At 71.5% G+C, this 17,247-nt stretch carries 16 protein-coding genes; 5 read left to right on the forward strand and 11 right to left on the reverse strand.

The window, feature by feature from the left end; all coding sequences use genetic code 11:
- Positions 1 to 14: 14 nt before the first annotated feature.
- From ABZ321_RS47755 to ABZ321_RS47790, 8 genes are all read right to left on the reverse strand, one after another.
- Entirely contained in the window at positions 15 to 1,550 is a 1,536-nt protein-coding gene (locus ABZ321_RS47755) for an AMP-binding protein (protein WP_354903032.1), read from the reverse strand.
- Between the two features lie 12 nt (positions 1,551 to 1,562).
- Positions 1,563 to 1,838: a hypothetical protein gene (locus ABZ321_RS47760; protein ID WP_354903034.1), complete on the reverse strand. Its 276-nt coding sequence runs from the start codon at positions 1,836 to 1,838 to the stop codon at positions 1,563 to 1,565.
- The gene (locus tag ABZ321_RS47765; protein ID WP_344513143.1) at positions 1,835 to 3,001 is read right to left on the reverse strand and encodes an acyl-CoA dehydrogenase family protein; all 1,167 of its coding nucleotides are present in this window, start codon (positions 2,999 to 3,001) and stop codon (positions 1,835 to 1,837) included. Before ABZ321_RS47765 ends, ABZ321_RS47760 begins: the two co-directional genes overlap by 4 nt.
- Before the next feature lie 2 nt (positions 3,002 to 3,003).
- Positions 3,004 to 4,221 carry an acyl-CoA dehydrogenase family protein gene (locus tag ABZ321_RS47770; RefSeq protein WP_344513028.1) on the reverse strand — a complete coding sequence of 406 codons (1,218 nt, stop codon included), beginning with the start codon at positions 4,219 to 4,221 and terminating at the stop codon, positions 3,004 to 3,006.
- A 47-nt stretch (positions 4,222 to 4,268) separates the two neighbouring features.
- Positions 4,269 to 6,974: a branched-chain amino acid ABC transporter permease/ATP-binding protein gene (locus tag ABZ321_RS47775; RefSeq protein ID WP_344513026.1), complete on the reverse strand. Its 2,706-nt coding sequence runs from the start codon at positions 6,972 to 6,974 to the stop codon at positions 4,269 to 4,271.
- Positions 6,975 to 6,976: 2 nt separating this feature from the next.
- Positions 6,977 to 7,684 (reverse strand): ATP-binding cassette domain-containing protein, encoded by a 708-nt coding sequence (locus ABZ321_RS47780; RefSeq protein WP_344513024.1) that lies wholly within the window; start codon positions 7,682 to 7,684, stop codon positions 6,977 to 6,979.
- A 30-nt stretch (positions 7,685 to 7,714) separates the two neighbouring features.
- The gene (locus ABZ321_RS47785; RefSeq protein WP_354903036.1) at positions 7,715 to 8,923 is read right to left on the reverse strand and encodes an ABC transporter substrate-binding protein; all 1,209 of its coding nucleotides are present in this window, start codon (positions 8,921 to 8,923) and stop codon (positions 7,715 to 7,717) included.
- Between the two features lie 64 nt (positions 8,924 to 8,987).
- Positions 8,988 to 10,139, reverse strand: coding sequence for an LLM class flavin-dependent oxidoreductase (locus tag ABZ321_RS47790; protein WP_344513020.1), 1,152 nt, complete (start codon positions 10,137 to 10,139; stop codon positions 8,988 to 8,990).
- Between the two features lie 335 nt (positions 10,140 to 10,474).
- On the opposite strand from ABZ321_RS47790, the gene ABZ321_RS47795 reads away from it, so the two are divergent.
- The gene (locus ABZ321_RS47795) at positions 10,475 to 11,203 is read left to right on the forward strand and encodes a TetR/AcrR family transcriptional regulator (protein ID WP_344513018.1); all 729 of its coding nucleotides are present in this window, start codon (positions 10,475 to 10,477) and stop codon (positions 11,201 to 11,203) included.
- Between the two features lie 20 nt (positions 11,204 to 11,223).
- Complete coding sequence (locus ABZ321_RS47800; RefSeq protein WP_354903038.1) at positions 11,224 to 12,399, forward strand: flavin reductase; 1,176 nt, start codon at positions 11,224 to 11,226, stop codon at positions 12,397 to 12,399.
- 50 nt (positions 12,400 to 12,449) lie between these two features.
- On the opposite strand, the gene ABZ321_RS47805 is transcribed toward ABZ321_RS47800, so the two are convergent.
- Positions 12,450 to 14,501: a cellulase family glycosylhydrolase gene (locus ABZ321_RS47805; RefSeq protein ID WP_354903071.1), complete on the reverse strand. Its 2,052-nt coding sequence runs from the start codon at positions 14,499 to 14,501 to the stop codon at positions 12,450 to 12,452.
- Between the two features lie 230 nt (positions 14,502 to 14,731).
- Here ABZ321_RS47805 and ABZ321_RS47810 point away from each other — a divergent pair, with 230 nt between their 5' ends.
- Positions 14,732 to 15,034, forward strand: a complete 303-nt coding sequence (locus tag ABZ321_RS47810; protein WP_354903040.1) for a hypothetical protein — start codon at positions 14,732 to 14,734, stop codon at positions 15,032 to 15,034.
- Positions 15,035 to 15,165: 131 nt separating this feature from the next.
- Entirely contained in the window at positions 15,166 to 15,666 is a 501-nt protein-coding gene (locus tag ABZ321_RS47815) for a GNAT family N-acetyltransferase (RefSeq protein WP_344513010.1), read from the forward strand.
- Here the strand turns inward: ABZ321_RS47815 and ABZ321_RS47820 are convergent.
- Both ABZ321_RS47820 and ABZ321_RS47825 read right to left on the reverse strand, forming a co-directional pair.
- A complete protein-coding gene (locus ABZ321_RS47820) occupies positions 15,620 to 16,042 on the reverse strand; it encodes an NUDIX domain-containing protein (RefSeq protein ID WP_354903042.1) in 423 nt (140 codons plus the stop codon). The two genes, ABZ321_RS47815 and ABZ321_RS47820, sit on opposite strands and share 47 nt — an antisense overlap.
- Positions 16,043 to 16,049: 7 nt before the next feature.
- On the reverse strand, positions 16,050 to 16,676 hold the full coding sequence (locus ABZ321_RS47825) for a class I SAM-dependent methyltransferase (protein ID WP_354903043.1): 627 nt from the start codon (positions 16,674 to 16,676) through the stop codon (positions 16,050 to 16,052).
- Between the two features lie 105 nt (positions 16,677 to 16,781).
- Between ABZ321_RS47825 and ABZ321_RS47830 the strand changes: the two genes are divergently transcribed.
- The gene (locus ABZ321_RS47830) at positions 16,782 to 17,174 is read left to right on the forward strand and encodes a DUF5713 family protein (protein WP_344513005.1); all 393 of its coding nucleotides are present in this window, start codon (positions 16,782 to 16,784) and stop codon (positions 17,172 to 17,174) included.
- Positions 17,175 to 17,247: the final 73 nt, after the last annotated feature.

The following is a 17,247-nucleotide window of genomic DNA, read 5'->3' on the forward strand; positions in this document are numbered from 1 at the left end:
GTGATCTGGTGAAGTCATGAGGTCCGGCCTTCCGCCAGGAGCTCACGCAGCCGGAGTTTGTCGATCTTGCCGGCGGGGTTGCGCGGGAAGTTCGCGACGACGACGATGCGCTGCGGCACCTTGTAGCTGGCCAGCCGGCCGCGGCAGTGCTCCTTCACCTCGGCCGCCGATGGCGTGCCGTGGCCGTCGCGCAGCGCCACGACCGCGGTCACCACCTGCCCCCAGTGCGGGTCCGGCTCGCCGACGACCGCGATCTCGGCCACGGCCGCGTGCCCGCCGAGCACGTCCTCGATCTCGACGGGGTAGATGTTCTCGCCGCCCCGGATGATCATCTCGTCGGCCCGGCCGGCCAGGTGCAGGAAGCCCTCCGGGTCCTTCCAGGCCAGGTCGCCGGCGACGAACCACCCGTCGCGGACGGCGCGGGCGGTGAGGTCGGGCCGGTCCAGGTAGCCGCTCATCACCGTGTCGCCCCGGCTGGCGATGACCCCGACCGCACCGTCCGGCACCTCGGCGCCGTCGGGATCGAGGAGCCGGACGTCGCAGCCGAACGCCGGCCGGCCGATCGTGCCGAGCAGCCACTCGTCGCCGGCGAGGGCCCGCCGGTGGTCCTCGGGCCGCAGGACCAGCTGGCCGCCCGCCTCGGTCCCGGCGCCGAACCCGTTGTGCAGGTCGCAGCCGAAGACGTCGGCCATGCGCCGCACGACCGAGGTCGGCATCGGCGCGCCGCCGTACATGATCGAACGCAGTCCGGAGAAGTCCGCCTCCGCGAGCTCCGGGTGTTCGAGCAGCTGGATGATCATGCTGGGGACGAGCGTCGCGTGCCGCACGCGCCCGGATCCGAGCCACGACAGCGCCAGATCGGCGTCCCACTGCGGCATGATCACGGAGGCTCCGCCGCGGGCGACGCCGTAGAGTACGTGCCCGAAGCCGGCGGCGTGGAAGAGCGGGGCACCGGAGTAGATCAGGTCGCCCGGCCGGAGGCCGAGTTCGAGGACCCCCGACTGCGTGATCGCCTTGATCATGCGCTGCGACTGCAGCACGCCCTTCGGGGTGCCGGTCGTCCCGCTGGTGAAGGAGATGCTCAGGATGTCGTCGTCCGTGGTGACCGCCGGGAGCTCGCCACCGTCGGGCCCGCCAGCCAGGAACTCCTCATACCCCGACTCGAACTGGATGGCGTCCCGGAGCCGGCAGCCGTCGACGATCTCCTGGTACCGGGCGCTGTGGAAGATGACCTGGGCGCCGCTGGCGGCCAGCACCGTGCGGATCTCCGCCGGCGACAGCCGGAAGTTGAGCGCCACGTAGGTCGCGCCCAGCTTCATGCAGGCCAGCAGCACCTCGACATACTCGGGGGAGTCCACGGCGAGCAGCGCCACCCGGTCACCGCGGCCGATCCCGAGCTGCCGCAGCGCCCGGGCGAGCCGGGTGATCCGCTGCTCGCCCTCGGCGTACGTGCGGGTCCGCCCGTCCGCGGCCACCAGGAATGCGGCCTGCGGGGTGAAGCGAGCCTGCACGGTGACCCAGTCACCGGGCGCCAAACCGGAAAGCTGCACGGGGGTACCTCCTCATTCGCCGACGACGTGCATGCGGACCTCGTCCCCGTCCACCCACCCGTGCCGGCGGGCGTAATCGATCATGCCGTCGAACCCGCCGCGCCACCGCTGATCGCCCGCCCGCGCACCGGCCAGTTCCAGCAGCGTCTGCGTGCTCACCCAGACGTGGCCGTCCTCGAGGCGGCCCCGGTCGCCGATCGTGGCGTCCCCGAGGATGTGCGCGCTCAGCGACGTGAGGTCGTCGAGGTCCACCAGCGTGACGCCGCCCCCCTCGACCCGCAGGATCATCGGCCGACCTTCCCGGCGTAGAACGAGGCCAGCTGGGTGTCCTCGCCGTGGGCTGCCAGCACGGACGCCGTGAGCAGCCGGGGCTGCTGACCCGTGGAGTCGAGCAGCTGCCGGTTCGACACGGCGCGCCGGTAGTACAGGTGGGCCGGGTGCTCCCACGTGAACCCGATGCCGCCGTGCAGGTGGATCGCCTCGCGGGTGATCTCGGCGCCGATCCGCCCGCAGTACATCCGCGCGACGGCCAGCCCGGCCAGCGACTCCGGCCGCCGGCCGATCGCGTCGTTGTGCCGCACCGAGCGCACGGCGACCGACAGGGCGGAGCGCGCCCGCTCCAGCGAGACCAGCAGGTCGGCGCACTTGTGCTTGACCGCCTGGAACGACCCGATCGGCCGGCCGAACTGGGTGCGCACCTTCACGTAGTCGACCGCCATCTCCAGCGCGCGCTCGGCGGCGCCGACGCACTCGGCCGACATGCCGAGGATCGCGCCCTGGCGGATGGCGGCCACCCCGGCGCGGGCCCGGTCGTCCTCGGCGAGCAGTTCGGCCCGGGCGCCCGTCAGCCGCACCGCGCCCATCCTCCGGGTCAGGTCGAGCGTGGCCAGCGGGACGACCTCGACGCCGGGGTCGCTCGCGTCGACCCAGAAGAACGCGTGGTGACCATGGTGCTCGGCGAGCACGAGCAGGGCGTCGGCGGCGGTGGCGTCGACCACGCAGGGCAGCTCGCCCTGGATCTCGAAGTCGCCGCCGGTGCCGGCCTTCGCGTGCGGATACTCCAGCGGGAACTTCTCCTCGATCGGCAGCACCGGCACCGCGACGAGATCCCCGGCGGCGATCCGGCGGAGCCGGCCGTGGTTCTCCTCGTCGTCGGCGAGGGCCACCAGGGCCGCGGCCACCAGCGAGGTGGTCAGGAAGGGCCCGTCGTCGAGGGCCCGGCCGAGCTCGGTGTGCACGGCGACCTCCTCCGCCAGGCCCATGCCCGCGCCGCCGTACTCCTCGGGAATCCGGACCCCGGGCAGGCCCAGCTCACTCGCCTGCCGGCGCCAGCGATCGCGGTCGAGGCGCCGGGCCTCGGCCGGGTCGAGCGCCCCGCCGCGCAGGGCGGCTCCGGGGTCCCGCTCGAGGTGGGCGCGGACCACCTGCCGCAACTGCTCGATGTCGTCCATGCTCAAGCACTCTTCTCGGGGACCGGGCGCTCCTCGCGCGGAAGACCGAGCACGCGCTCGGCGAGGATGTTGCGTTGGATCTCGTCGCTGCCACCGGCGATCCGGTGGGACGGCGCGCTGAGCAGCAGCTGCGACCATGAATAGGTGCCCCAGGCGCCGGTGTCGGCGACCATCCGGTACCCCAGGAGGCGGGCGGCCACGTCGGAGTAGTACTCCATGTCGGAGGTCGTCATGAGCTTGACCACGGAGCCCGGGGCGGGCCCGCCGGCGTCGCGCAGCCGCGTGGCGGTCTCGTGCAGCACCTGCTCGCGGGCCCAGCACTCGGCCAGCAGGTCCTGGATGGCCGGATCCTCGATGGCGCCGGTGGAGCGGGCCAGGGCGAACAGGCGGATCACCGGCTCGATCATGATGCCGTTGTGGGCCCGGCCGAGCACGGAGCGCTCGCTGCCGACCGTGGTCATCGCGATGTTCCAGCCGCCGTTCACCGGTCCGAGCCGCCGGGAGTCCGGCACCCGTACACCGTCGAGGAACACCTCGTTGAAGTGCTCGGAACCGGTCACCTGGCGCAGCGGGCGGACATCGATACCGGGCGAGTTCATGTCGATGAGGAACACGCTCAGGCCACGGTGCCGGCTCTCCGGCGGTCCGGTGCGCACGAGGAGCTCCCCGAGCTGCGCTACGTGCGCGAAGGACGACCAGACCTTCTGGCCGGTGACGATCCAGTCGTCACCGTCGCGGACCGCGGTGGTGCGCAGGCTGGCGAGGTCGGAGCCGGCCTCCGGCTCGGAGAAGAGCTGGCAGCAGATCAGGTCGCCGCGCCAGATCCCCGGCAGGAAGGCCCGCTGCTGCTCCTCGGTGCCGTGCGCCAGGATGGTCGGCGCCACGATGCCGTGGCTCACCATGTAGGTCGACGTGGACGGCACCTGGTATTCCGCGGCGATGCCGGCGACCAGCTCGACGTAGTCGTGGGAGAGCCCGCGCCCGCCGAACCGGACGGGACCGTCGAGCCAGGCGAGTTTCGCGTCGAACAGTTCCCGCTGCCACTGCTGGGCCCGGGCGACCTCGGCCGCCTCGTCGTCCGGCTGGGTGAGCCCGACGCCGACCACGTCGTCGTCCCCGACGCCGTGCAGCATGCCGCGCCGCTCGCGCCGCGGCGCCCGGGCCGCGAAGAACGCGTGCGCTTCGGCCGCAACGGACTCGTGCGTCGCTGGCGTGGTCATCGGCTCCTCCTGCGGGCTGCGCTCTGGTGCGTTGACCGGGCCGGCGTTCACACGCGGGCCCCGTCGTCGGACTCGTCCGCTTCGCGACCGAGGTAGGCGGAGATGACCCGGGGATCCCGGGCGACGTCCTGGGGCGTTCCCCGGGCGAGCACGGCGCCGGCCTCGAGCACGGTGACCCGGTCACACGTGCTGAGCACCAGGTCGACGTTGTGCTCGACGAGCAGGATGCTCATGTCCCAGTCCCGGGCGAGGGTCCGGATGAGCGTGCCGAGCTCCCGGGCCTCCTCGTCGCTGAGCCCGGCCGCCGGCTCGTCCAGGAGCAGCACGCGCGGGTCGGCCGCCACCGCGCGGGCGATCGCGACGAGCCGCCGCTTGCCGAACGCGAGCTCGCCGGGCTTGCGGTCGAGGTCGTCCTCGAGCCGGAACTCCCGGATGGCCGCGAGGGCGGGCGGCGTCAGCTGGATGCGCCCCGGCACGACGAGGTCGCTGACGTAGCGGCGGGCACTGTCGTCATCACACGCGACCGCGAGGTTCTCCCGGACGGACAGGTCGGCGAAGAGCTCCAGGGACTGGAAGGACCGGGCGACCCCGGCCCGGGCCCGGCGCCGCGCGCTCCACGGCGCGATCGAACTGTCGTCGAGCCTGATCGTGCCGCGGGTGGGTCGCACGAACCCGGTGAGCGCGTCGATGACCGTCGTCTTGCCGGCCCCGTTCGGGCCGATCAGGCCGTGGACCTCGCCCGGGACGAGGTCCAGCGACACGTCGTCGACGGCCACGACGCCGCCGAACTGCACCCGCAGGTCGGACACGTGCAGCGACCGCGACGGACGGCGGTCGTGCGCCGGCGTGACGGGCTGCTCCCGCTCGGCCCGGGGGCGGGACGGGAAGGAAGGCACCCGCAGGAGCCGGCCGATGCGGCGCACGAGGTGGGCGTTCATCTCGTACAGGCCGTTGCGGCCGCTGCGCAGCACGTAGAGCAGGAACAGCCCGCTGACCAGCGGCAGGTAGCGCTCCAGGTTGTCGACGCCGTGCAGGATCTGCGTGCCGACGCCGCCGGGCAGCAGCGTGGACGCGAGCAGCGCACCGCCGATGGTGCCGATGCCGCCGACGACCGAGACGCCGATGACGGTGATCGAGGTGAGCACGTCGAACTGGGCCGGGAGGACGGTGGCGCCCTGGAAGGCCAGCAGGACACCGGCGAGCGCGGCGAGCGCCGACGCGAGCGCGAAGGCGTAGAGCTTGCCGACGAACACGTTGACGCCGAGGGCGGCCGCGGCCCGTTCGTTGGACCGGACGGCGAGCAGGCGCCGGCCGACCCGGCCGCGGCGCAGGTTGGCCACGGCCAGGGCGCTGAGAGTCAGCGCCGCGAGCGCCACGAGCCCGTAGTTGTAGGGAAGCTTGATCGCCCCGAAGTCCCAGCCGAGGATCGACGGCTCGCCGATCGGGATGCCGGTGTCGCCGCCGGCGAACTTGAAGTCGCTGAGCACCAGGCTGAACAGCACGATGCCCATGCCGAGCGTCGCGATGGCGAGGTTGATGCCCCGGGTCCGCAGCGCCGGCAGCGCGACCAGCACGCCGACGAGCGCCGCGGCCACCATCGCGCCGATCAGCGCCGGCAGGAAGCTCCAGCCCGCGCGGGAGACGAACGTCGCCGCGGCGAAGGCCCCCGACCCGGCGAGCACGTACTGGGCCAGCGACAGCTGCCCGGCGTACCCGGTGACGACGGTGACCGACAGGGTGAGGATCGCGAACGCCATCGTGACCGTCAGCGCCTGCGCCCACACCGGCGAGACGACGAAGGCGATGAGGAAGGCGAACACGCCGACGACGAGGACCGCCGGCACGACCCGGATGCGGCCGTCGCCGACGCTGGGCAGGCGCTCCAGCACGTGACTGCGCAGGGGCAGCGAGCTTCCCCGCAGCACCAGATAGGCCACGATCACGATGAAGGGCACGCTGTCGCCCCAGCCCGTCACCGTGACATAGCGGGTCGTCAGGGACTGCACGACACCGATCGCCAGCGCGCCGGCGAAGGCGATCGGGAACGAGACGAACCTGGCCAGCAGCGCGGCCGCGAGGGCCGGCACGATCAGCAGGGTGAGCTGCGTGGGCTGCAGGTAGGTGATCGGGCCGATCAGGGCGCCGGCCAGCGCCGCGATGCCGGCCGCGAGCGCCCAGTTGGCGGTCGCGATCCGGTCCGGTGAGTGGCCCAGGCTCGCGACGGCCCGCTGGTTCTCGGCCATGGCGCTGGCCACCCGGCCGAACGACGTCCAGCGGAAGACGGCGTACAACGCCGCCGTCAGTGCCGCCCCGATCAGCAGGATGATGAGCCGGTCGACGCCGAGCGTCGCGCCGGGGAGCGGCTCGACGGCGGTGGTGGGCAGGAAGGAGGGCACGCTGATGGGGCCCACCCCGTACCGCAGCACGGCGGCGGCCTGGAGGGTGAGCAGCACGCCCAGGGTCGCGATCACCCGTTCGATCGGTGACGAGGTGCGCATCGGCCGAAGGATCAGCAACTGCACGGCGACGCCGAGCAGGACGCCGACCGCGGTCGCGGCGACGACGGACGGGATCGCCGGCCACCCGGCCGCCACCCGGATCTCGTAGTACGCGTAGCCGCCGACCATCACGAACGAGCCCTGCGCGAAGTTCACGATCCCGGAGCCCCGGTAGATCAGCACCAGCCCCTGGCCGAGGAGGCTGTAGATCGCGCCGATGCCCAGGCCGAGCAGGAGGAACTGGACGATTTCCACGATCACTCCGTTCCCGTCGCGGTGGCGTCACCGAGGTAAAGGGACTCCACGGCGGCGATGCCGTCGGCGGCGTTCCCGGTCGCCGCGACGGCACCGCGCCGCAGGAGATACCAGCGGTCGGCGACCGCCATGGCCCGGCGGGCCTGCTGCTCGACCAGCAGCACGGCCACCCCGTCCCGGTCGGCCGCCTGCCGCAGCGCGGCGAACAGGCGGTCGACCACGAGCGGTGCGAGGCCGAGGGACAGCTCGTCGAGCAGCAGCGCGACCGGGTTCGCGGCGAGGGCCCTGGCCAGCGACAGCATCTGCTGCTCGCCGCCGGACAGCAGCCCGGCCCGGGTCGCGAGGAGCGGCTGGAGCTCGGGGAAGAGCTCCGTGGCCCGTTCGATGCGCCCCGACCCGAGCAGCAGGTTGTCGCGCACGGACATGCTCATCAGCACCGAGCGCTCCTCGGGCACGAAGCTCATGCCCATGCGGGCGCGCACGTGGAGCGGGGCGGTCGTGGCCGTCCCGCGCCACAGCACCTCACCCCCGATCGGCGGCAGTTCGCCGGCCGCGGTGAGGATCGTCGTCGACTTGCCCGTCCCGTTGGCCCCGAGGAGCGCGACGATCTCGCCGCGCATCACCTTGAGGTCGACGTCGCGCACCACAGCCAGGTCGTCGTACCCCGCGCTCAGTCCGCGCAGCTCGAGGACGGGTGCGTCCCCGGACACCACAGCCGCCACTGCCGCCGATGCGTTCATCTACTTCGCGCCCAGCGGGTCGATCGCGTCGCCGTCCTGCTTGAGCGTTCCGCCCACGGCCTCGGACACGTACACCTTGAAGGTGGGCACCCGCGGGTAGGTCTGGACGACCGGCGGGTTGGGGATGCCGGCGTAGTCAGGCACGGTGCCCAGCACGATGGGCTTGTCGAGCTTGTCCAGCAGGCCGGTGATCGCGGCGGCGGAGACGTTGCCGCCCAGCCGCTTCACGATCTCGACGAGGAACGTGATCGAGGTCCAGGTGCCCAGGGAGCCGTTGTCGGTCACGGCCTCCGGGTGGTACTTGGCCATGTCGGCCAGGAACTGCTGCACCTGCGGGATCGAGGTGTTGGTCACGGGCACCGCGGACGACGTGATGAACACCTTGTCGGCGAGGTCACCGAGCGCCTTCTGGTCGGCGGGCTTGAAGATGTTCGCCAGGGTCGCGATGTTGCCCTTGAACCCGGCCTGGCGCACGGCCCGGATGATCCGCGGCGCATCGGTCGCGGTGGAGGCGACGGCGATGGCGTCGGGGGTCTTGGCCAGCGCCGAGGAGGCGACGGCGCTGAAGTCGGGCGCGCCGAGCGGGGCCAGGATCCGGTACGACTGGGCGCCGCCCGCCTTCGCCCCGTTGGCGATGTCGTCGGCGGCGGCGTAGGCGGCGGCCGCGTCGGCGACGATGACCGCGATGTTCTTGCCGCCCTTGTTGGCCAGCAGCCGGCCCAGGCCGACCTGCATCGACTGGGTGCCGCCGGTGATCGGGTACGACACCTTGCTCGTGCCCTCGGTGGGGCCGCCCGATCCGGCGCCGGCCAGCCACGGGATACCGGCGGCCTCGAGCACGGGCAGTTCCGCGGGGGCCTGCGAGCTGGCCGCGCCGACCACGGCGACGACGCCGTCACTCACGGCCTGACGGGCGCAGGCCGCACCGGTGTTGGCGTTGTACGCGTCGTTGCAGTACGTCACCTCGATCTTCCGGCCGTCGATGCCGCCGGCGGCGTTGATGGACTGCACGTGCGCGTCGAGACCGGCCTTGGCGTCCTTGAGCGAGAGGTTCGGGCTCTCGAAGGTTCCGATCTGCATGATCTTGATCGGGCCGCTGCTGCTGGCGGTGGTGCTCGGGGTGTCCGCGCCGCGGCAGGCGGCGAGGCCGGCCACGAGCGCGAGGGTGGCTAACGGGACGAGGACATGACGGGGTGTGAGGAAGGGCATGTCGGTCCTTTCGGAATATCCGAGCTGTCTCCGGCTTGGAGGGGGTGTCCAGCTCGGGATCAGGTCAGCGCAGGCTCTGGATGTTCACGCCGGCCGGCAGTTCGCGGCCGGAGTCGGAGTAGGCCTTGGAGATCGCGGCCTGGGCCAGTGGCTTGTAGGACGGTCGCTTCTCGGTGACGACACGGGCGGACCGCTGCGCGGCCGTGAGCGTGCCCTGGAAGTGCGGCATGACGAAGCGGGCGAAGAGTTCGAGGCTGGTCAGCGACTTCTCCCGGCTGGCCCAGTCGTGCGTCATGATCATGAATCCGCCGAAGCCGCCGGTCTGATCGAGCATCCGCTCGATCGCCGCGATGGCGTCCGCGGGCGTGCCGATGATGGAGCTGTCGTCGGCGATCTCGTCGGCGAGGGTGTAGTCGTTCTCCAGGCCCAGCACCGGCTTGAAGTAGTTCTCCCGCTCCTCGGCCCGTCCCTTCTCGACGTCGCGGATCGCCTGCTCGCGGTCCTCGGCGAGGTGGACCCGCACGACCATCCGCCACTCGTCCCGGCTGATGGTCGTGCCGGCGTCGGCGGCCGCCTGCTCGGCGATCTCCCACTGGGCCTTCATGTCCTTCTTCCCGCCGATGAAGCCGGCGCTCAGCGACAGGACGCCGACGCCGTGCTTGCCGGCGGTGGTCACGCCCGAGGGCGAGGTCGTGCTGGCGACGGCGATCGGGACGCCGTCCGGACTGAGCGGCAGCCAGGCAAGCTGGGCCTCGCGCAGCTCGAACCATTCGGTGGACGCGGTGACGGTCTCGCCGTCGAGGAGCCGGATGATCACGTCCAGCGCCTCGTTCATCCGGGAGCGCTGGGTCACCGGCGCGATGCCCATCATGTCGGCGTCGGAGATGAGCGCACCCGGGCCGACGCCGAGCATCGCGCGGCCGTAGCTCAGGTGGTCCAGCAGGACGACGCGGTCGGCGACCAGCAGTGGGTGGTGGTACGGGAGGCTGACCACGCCCGTGCCGAGCCGGATCCGCGAGGTGCGGACGGCCGCCGCCGACAGAGCCATGAACGGGTCGGCGATGCGCTCGACGCCGGTGGAGTGGTGCTCGCCGACCCATGCCTCGTCGTATCCGAGCCGGTCGGCGAGCTCGATGAGCGCCAGGTCGTGGCGCAGGCTGAGCGTCGGACTGTCGTTGTTCGCGTGGAACGGGGCGATGAACACACCGAAAGTCATGGGCGCCGGACGAGCCATGGGGATCCCCCTCATAAGCGGGTGTCGATCGAGAGCGGAGAAGGTGGAGCCGGGCGCGTGTGACGCCGGTCTCAAGCAAGTGATTGCTGAATCTACTCAGAAACTCGCCGAGCGCAAGAGACTGCCGGAAACCGGTTCGGCTCGGTTCGGCGGCGTGCAGTTCAGTGGAAATGCCCGGATCTTGCCTCGTTGGGCGGTACCTCGGGGCTTGGAAGTGTTCCTGAATCTATTCAGATTCAGGGTGGCGTACGCCACAGAGATGGCGCTATGGTTTTCCGGCGTTCACCAGAGAGCGCCGGCGAGGAAGAGGGGGCGGCATGCCGGAACTGTCCGACGAGCCCGACGCGGCGCGCACCAGGCGCCTGGAGCGAGTCGCCGCCAACCTGCGGGGAGCGGTCCGGCGCCAGGACGGGCGGGAGACGCCGGTCGGCCCGCGCGCCATGCGCACCCGCAAGAAGCTGCTCGAGGTCGCCGAGCAGCTCTTCGCCCGCGACGGCTACGCGAACCTCTCCCTCAACGACATCGCCCAGCAGTCCGGGGTGAGCCTGGGGACCGTCTACCAGTACTTCGCCGACCGCGACGACATCGTGGCGACGCTCGCCGGCGAGAGCGCCCTGCGTATGCTGAACCGCGGCGCCGACTTCTGGGACGCGGCCACCGGCCGCCTCGGCCTGCGCCGGGCGATCAGCGCGATCGTGACGACGCAGTGGGAGAACCGCGACTTCTTCAGCCTCTGGGAGACCGCCAGCCACAGCGATGCCCGGCTGGCCGAGCTGCGCCGGGAGTGGGTCGGTGACTTCCGCCGCTCCTTCGCCCGGTCCCTGGCCCGCGGGATGAAGAGCGGGCACGTCCGATCGGGCCTCGACCCGGAGGAGACGGCGCGCGCCCTGAGCCTCATGGTGAGCGCGTACTGCTACGACGCCTTCGTCGCCGACCCGCCCGACCCGCCCCTGGATCCCGAGGGCGTGATCGACCACCTGACGACCCTGTGGGCGGACGCGATCGGCCTGCGCGAGGACCGCGAACTGCGGCCCGCGGACGCGTGAGACCGACGGAGAGGACGACGATGTCGCTCAGCACCGCCCACCGGACGGCCGGCTCGGCCGACGACCCCGCCTGGTTCCGCCACGTCCTCGGGCAGTACCCCACCGGCGTCTGCGTGATCACCGCCCAGCCGGAGGACGGCCCGCCGATCGGCATGGTCGTCGGCTCCTTCTCCTCGGTGTCGCTGAACCCTCCGCTGGTCGGGTTCTATCCGAGCGTCACCTCGGAGACCTGGCCGCACCTGCAGCGGGCCGGCAACTGGTGCGTCAACATCCTCGCCGCCCACCAGACCGACGTGTGCCGCCGGATCGCGACCGCTCCGCTCGCCGAGCGGTTCGACGGCGTCCCCTGGCGGCCGGCCCCGTCCGGCGCCCCGATCATCGACGGCGCGGTGGCCTGGATCGACTGCGTCCCGGTCGCGGTGCACGACGCCGGTGACCACAAGATCGCGCTTGCCGAGGTGCGGCACCTCGACACCGCGAGCACCGAGCTGCCCCTGCTGTTCTTCCGCAGCGGCTACGGCAGTTTCGCGCCGCTCACCCTGACCGCCTACGACCCGGAGATGCGTCTCACCCGCCCGCTGCGCCACTTCGAGCTCATCCGTTCAATCGCGCAGGAGCTGCCCGACCACGGCCTGCGGTGTCTGGTGACCGCACCCGTCAGCGACAGCGTCGTCGTGGTCGGCCAGCTCGACCCGCCGTCCGCGACACCCTCGGCGCAGCCCACCACGCTGGTCGGCCAGCGGCTGCCCTTCCGGCCGCACGGCCCCTCGATCTTCGAGGCGTGGGCGCCCGAGCGGGAGCAGGAGGCGTGGGTGGCCCGGTTCGCTCCGGACTCGCAGGAGGCCGAGATCCGGGCCCTGGCCCGCATCCGGGAGCGCGGATTCTCCATCGGCCTCGGCAGCGAGGGGCACCGGCGCTTCGCCGCGGCCCTGGAGCGGCTCGCCGCCGAACCCGGCGCCGTGGGCAACGAGGAGCTCGACGCCCTGGTGGCCTCCCTCGACTACGAGCCCCCGGAGCTGTCCGACGAGGTCCTGGCGCAGGCGCGCGTGATCTCCGCGCCGGTCTTCGACAACGAGGGAAACCCGGTGCTGGCGCTCACCGTCTTCGGCTTCAAGGCCCGGCCGGATGTCGTCCGCGCCGCGATCGCCGCCGTCACCGCGTGTGCCGGAAGGGCAACGAGTTCGCTCGGGTCGTGATGTCCGGCCCGCCGTGGGGTTCACGGCGGGCCGGTCCGCCGGCGACAGGGTCAGGCGGTGGTGCCGGTGACGGTGCTGCCGGACTTCGTCACGTAGTACGTGACCTTGGTGCCGCTCCAGAAGTGGAACGTCAGGGTGACCCTGGCGTTGTCGTTGACCTCGGCGAAGAAGGCCGGGCGGAGCGTGATCGTGTTCGCGGTGGCGTCCGGGGCGAACGTCACGTCGAACTCCTTGAACGAGGTCCAGTTCTGCGGCCCGGCGTTGCTGCCGTCGGCGTACTTCGCCTCCATCGTGGCGAGCTGGTCGCCGCGGAACTGGGCCGGCAGCGAGAACGCCGCCGTGGTGCCGGTCGCGCCGGCGAGCACCGGCGGGTCGAACGTGATGATGTTGATCCGCCACGGTACGCCGGTGGAGAAGCGCGCCTGGAGGGTCGTGTTCACGCCGTACGAACGCGAACCGACGAGTCTGGTCAGCGCGGCCGCGGTCAGGGTGAGCTGGTTGCCGGAGACGGTGTAGTCGGTGCCGCGGACCAGGTCGGTGCCGCCCTGGCGCAGGCTCTGGAACGTGGTGCCGTTGAGGTTGAGCGTCAGGGTCTGCGCCGCGACCGCGCCGGTCTTCGGCACGTAGACGAAGTCCGCGGAGGCGGTGCCGGAGCGGGTGGTCCAGCTCGACCTGATCTGCCCGAACAGCTCCGGGTCGCTCCAGGCGAACGAGGTCCGGCCGAAGTGCTGGCCGTTGTCCCACAGCATGGTGGTGAGCTTCTTCGTGCGGGCGTAGTGGCCGAGGTACTCGAAGAACTTGAGCTTCTCGCCCTGCTCGATGGTGCCGGTGTGCCGGTCGAAGCCGAGCAGCCCGTACTCGCCGATGATCACCGGGATGCCGCGGGCGACGAACGCGTTGGCCACCCGGTCGAACTGCCCGACCAGGTCCTGCTCGACGGCCGAGTCGAACCTGGTGCCGCCGGCGATGTTGACGCTGAACGGCCAGTAGCCGTAGAAGTGCACGGTCGCGATGAGGTTCCGGTCGTTCAGCTGGTTGAACGTGGTCGTGAGCTCGTCGATGCGGGCCTGGTCGGCCGACGTGTGCAGGGTCGGCAGGACGAGCAGGCGGGTCGCGTTGGTGCCGCCCGAGGCGCGGACGATGCGGTGGAACTCCTTGTTCAGCGCGGCCAGCAGTTCGGCGTTCTGGGCGTCGCCGGAGGAGCCGGTGAACTGCGGCTCGTTGACGCTCTCGAAGACCAGCTTCGGCGACGAGCCGCGGAACGCCGCCGCGAGCTGTGTCCACAGGGCGTTGTACTTGTTCTGGATGTTCGTCCGGTCGCCCGGCATCGTGTTGATCCACTGCCACGAGTCGTGGTGCACGTTGATCATGACGTAGAAGCCGTCGGCGAGCGCCCAGTCGACGACCTCCTTGACCCGGGCGAGCCAGGCCGCGTCGACCGTGTAGCTCGGCGCGCCGCCCATGTGCTGGCCCCAGGTGACCGGGATGCGGACGCTGTTGAAGCCCTGGGCGCGGATGTTGTCGAGCAGGGCGGCGGTGACCCGCGGGTTGCCCCATGAGGTCTCGTCGGCGCCGGTCGCGTCCAGGCTGTTGCCGAGGTTCCAGCCCGGCTGCATGGCGGCGACCGCGGCCATGGCGTCGCCCGGCTGCGGCGGCGTGCTCGGGCTCGAGCTCGGGCTCGTGCTCGGGCTCGGTGAAGGGCTGGTGCTGGCGCTGCTGCTCGGTGAGGCCGACGTGACGCTGCCGGTGCAGGCCGTGCCGTTGAGCGTGAACGACGACGGCACCGGGTTGCTGCCGGTCCACGACCCGTTGAAGCCGAACGACGCGGTGCCGTTCGTCGCGATGGCGCCGTTGTACCCGGCGTCACGGGCGGTGACCTGAGCGCCGGACGCGGTCACGGTCGCGTTCCACGCCTGGGTGACGGTCTGCCCGGCGTCGAACGCCCACCGCAGCGTCCACCCGTTGATCGGCTCGCCGAGGTTCTTCACCGCCACGTCGCCGGTGAACCCGCCGGGCCACTGGCTGGCGACCCGGTAGGTCACCTGGCACCCCGCCGCCGCGTAGGCGCTGGTCGTCACGACCGCGACGAGGCCCGCCAGCATCGCGACGACCGCGCCGATCGCCAACGCCAGCCGAGCCCGGAGTGTGTGTCTTGCGCCGAGCGAACCGGCCATGACGCCTCCAAGTGGTTTCGAAACCCGCCCAGTCCGGACGGCGGGCCGGACAGTAGGGAGGCGTACGAATAGCTGTCAATGCGTCGAAACCCCGCGAACGGCATGGCCGCGCTCCGGGCGTGAACGTTTCACGCATCGGCGCCGTCATCGGAGCAGACGTGGGAACCGTCTCCGTCATCGAAGGCCACGACGCAGTCCACACCATCCAGGTCCGCGGGCGGGTGGAGGCCGACACCTCCGTCTCGCTGCGGCAGGCGCTCGTCACCACCATGCTGCACCGTCAGGCGGCCGCGGTCCTCGTCGACCTCGGCGGCGTCACCGAGATGGATCCGATGGCGGTCGGCGCGCTGAGCGCGGCGCACGACGTCGCCCGTGACCTGCGCCTCGCGTTCACCGTACGGGTGGCGCAATCGCCGATCGCCGGGCAGCTCGCGACCGTGGACCTGCCCCTGTCACCCTGATCCGCGTCCGGCCGGTACACCGCGTCGTCGTACCGCGCCGACTACCTGGCGCCCGTCGACTACGACGGCGACTGGAACACCCTCAACAACCGCGCCTGATCCCGAGCCCCGGCGCCGGTAGCGTCGTGGGCATGGTGACCCTGGCCCGGCTGACCGAGGTGGACCCCGCCGACCTGATCGACCTCATGAACGACCCCCGGGTCCGCCGGCACATGCCGCTCGCCGTCGGCAGGTTCGGCCCGGAGGACTGCACCGCCTGGGTGGCAGCCAAGGAGGCCATGTGGCGCGACCACGGCTACGGTCCGTGGGCGTTGCTGGTCGACGGTGCGTTCGCCGGGTGGGGCGGCCTGCAGCCCGAGGACGGCGAGGCCGACCTGGCCCTCGTGCTGCGCCCGGCGTACTGGGGCCACGGGCGGGCGATCGCCGAGCGCATCCTGGCCGAGGCGTTCGGCCCGCTCGGCCTGCACGACGTGACCGTCCTGCTGCCACCCAGCCGGGGCACCGCCGCCGCCGTACGACGGTTCGGATTCCGGCCCGATGGAGAGGTCGAGCTCGCCGGTCAGATGTTCCTGCGCTTCCGGCTCATCAGGGAACCTCGCCAGCACTGCCCAGATGGAGTGGCAGGACAGTAGCGGTCGTTGCGGCCAGGTCGCGGTCGAGAAGCTGTTCCCGCGGGACGAACACCATCGCGCGTCCCTCGCCGACCATCACGTCCCGCTGCGTGGCGTCGGTCGTGCCGTGGAAGACGTGGACGGTGACCGTGTGCGGGAAGCCTGCCTCGTACGGACGCGGGCCGCTCCACAACAGACGCAGCTCTCCCGCCGTCAGGCCCGTCTCCTCGAGCAACTCCCGGCGCGCCGCCTGTTCTGGCGTCTCGCCCTGCTCGACATGGCCGCCCGGCAAGCTCCACTGATTCGGAGAGACCGAGGTCCGATCGTCGCGATGCTGCATGAGTACCGCCCCGGAGGCGTCGACGAGAAGCACCAACGCGACTTCATAGGTGGCCATGCTGAGATCATGCCAAGCCGCGTCCGCCGTCGTGATCGCGTGCTTGCCGGCTGAGCAGCAGATAGCGCTCGTCGGTGATGGTCTTGCCCCAGAGGACGTCATCGTCGAGCAGCCGCAGCTCGGCGCTCCGGCCATGACGTCGAAGGAGCGCGCTCGCCTCCGCCGCTGACAGTCCGGCACCTGTGGTCCACCGGCCTTCGATGAGCACGAGCCTTCCCGACGGCCGGAGGAGCCTGATCCATCGGGCGAGTGTCGTGTCGCGCTCCTGTACTGCCCACAGGACGTGCCGGACCAGCACGACGTCGAACGATCCGGGCGCGAGCGGTGGCCGCGACACGTCGCCACGGATCAGCGGCACCGCAACGCCATGGTCCGCCGCCTTGCGTCGCGCCACGGCGAGCATCTCGGCGGACGCATCCAGGCCGCAGACGCGGTGCCCGGCCTCGGCCAGCAGGGTCGTCAGGCTGCCCGTTCCGCAGCCGAGATCGACGATCGATGCGGGAGCCGGGGGAAGGACGGATGCCAGGAGCTCGGCCCATCCGCGGCGGACGAACGGATCCCGAAGTCCATGGTCGGGCTCCTCATCGAAGGTCGCGGCGTGCGCGTCCCAGATCGCGCTTCCGTTGTCAGCCACGTACGGACTGTGCCATAAGCGATTCCGGCGTCTGGGTCCCGTCGGTCAGCCTCGCGCTTCAGCCTGGGGACGTCAGGACCCCTGCGGGCTACCTATGCTGTCGCCATGATCGAACGTCTGACCCACCGTTGGCGGCAGGAAACAGCGGAGCAGGAGGCAGCGATCGCCGCAGGGACGTTGTCGCCGGACGATGCGTACGCGCTGGCGTTCTTCCCGCCGGCGTTCGTCGCGGCCGTCGACGCGGCCCTGGAGGCGTACGAGCAGGAGATCGCGAGGCTGGATCCACCGACGGACGAGGCGGTGTGGGCCGCGGTCGAACGGGTCGTGGTCGCCCTCAACGACATCGACGTGGAGTTCGGTCGGCACATCGAGACCATGACCCGCGAGGAGTTGTGCGCCTACATCGAGGAGGTCCTCGCCGACGCCGGCATCGATGTCGATGCGCTACTGGAACGACGCGGCGTCGACGAGGTAGCCGGTGAGTGGCGCGACTGGTGACCAGCACCAGCCGCTGGAGGCGCCGATCGCCAGCCCGAACGCATCGTCGTCCTGGTACGTGGTGACGACCACG

It is taken from the genome of Dactylosporangium sp. NPDC006015 (genome assembly GCF_040614215.1).
GTDB classification, from domain to species: Bacteria; Actinomycetota; Actinomycetes; order Mycobacteriales; family Micromonosporaceae; genus Dactylosporangium; species Dactylosporangium maewongense.

Excerpts from the sequence above, each read along its gene's own strand:
- ABZ321_RS47760 (WP_354903034.1), bottom strand. The coding sequence starts at position 1,838 with ATGATCCTGCGGGTCGAGGGGGGCGGCGTCACGCTGGTGGACCTCGAC.
- ABZ321_RS47765 (WP_344513143.1), bottom strand. The coding sequence starts at position 3,001 with ATGGACGACATCGAGCAGTTGCGGCAGGTGGTCCGCGCCCACCTCGAG.
- ABZ321_RS47770 (WP_344513028.1), bottom strand. The coding sequence starts at position 4,221 with ATGACCACGCCAGCGACGCACGAGTCCGTTGCGGCCGAAGCGCACGCG.
- ABZ321_RS47785 (WP_354903036.1), bottom strand. The coding sequence starts at position 8,923 with ATGCCCTTCCTCACACCCCGTCATGTCCTCGTCCCGTTAGCCACCCTC.
- ABZ321_RS47790 (WP_344513020.1), bottom strand. The coding sequence starts at position 10,139 with ATGACTTTCGGTGTGTTCATCGCCCCGTTCCACGCGAACAACGACAGT.
- ABZ321_RS47795 (WP_344513018.1), top strand. The coding sequence starts at position 10,475 with ATGCCGGAACTGTCCGACGAGCCCGACGCGGCGCGCACCAGGCGCCTG.
- ABZ321_RS47800 (WP_354903038.1), top strand. The coding sequence starts at position 11,224 with ATGTCGCTCAGCACCGCCCACCGGACGGCCGGCTCGGCCGACGACCCC.
- ABZ321_RS47805 (WP_354903071.1), bottom strand. The coding sequence starts at position 14,501 with ATGCTGGCGGGCCTCGTCGCGGTCGTGACGACCAGCGCCTACGCGGCG.
- ABZ321_RS47815 (WP_344513010.1), top strand. The coding sequence starts at position 15,166 with ATGGTGACCCTGGCCCGGCTGACCGAGGTGGACCCCGCCGACCTGATC.
- ABZ321_RS47820 (WP_354903042.1), bottom strand. The coding sequence starts at position 16,042 with ATGGCCACCTATGAAGTCGCGTTGGTGCTTCTCGTCGACGCCTCCGGG.
- ABZ321_RS47830 (WP_344513005.1), top strand. The coding sequence starts at position 16,782 with ATGATCGAACGTCTGACCCACCGTTGGCGGCAGGAAACAGCGGAGCAG.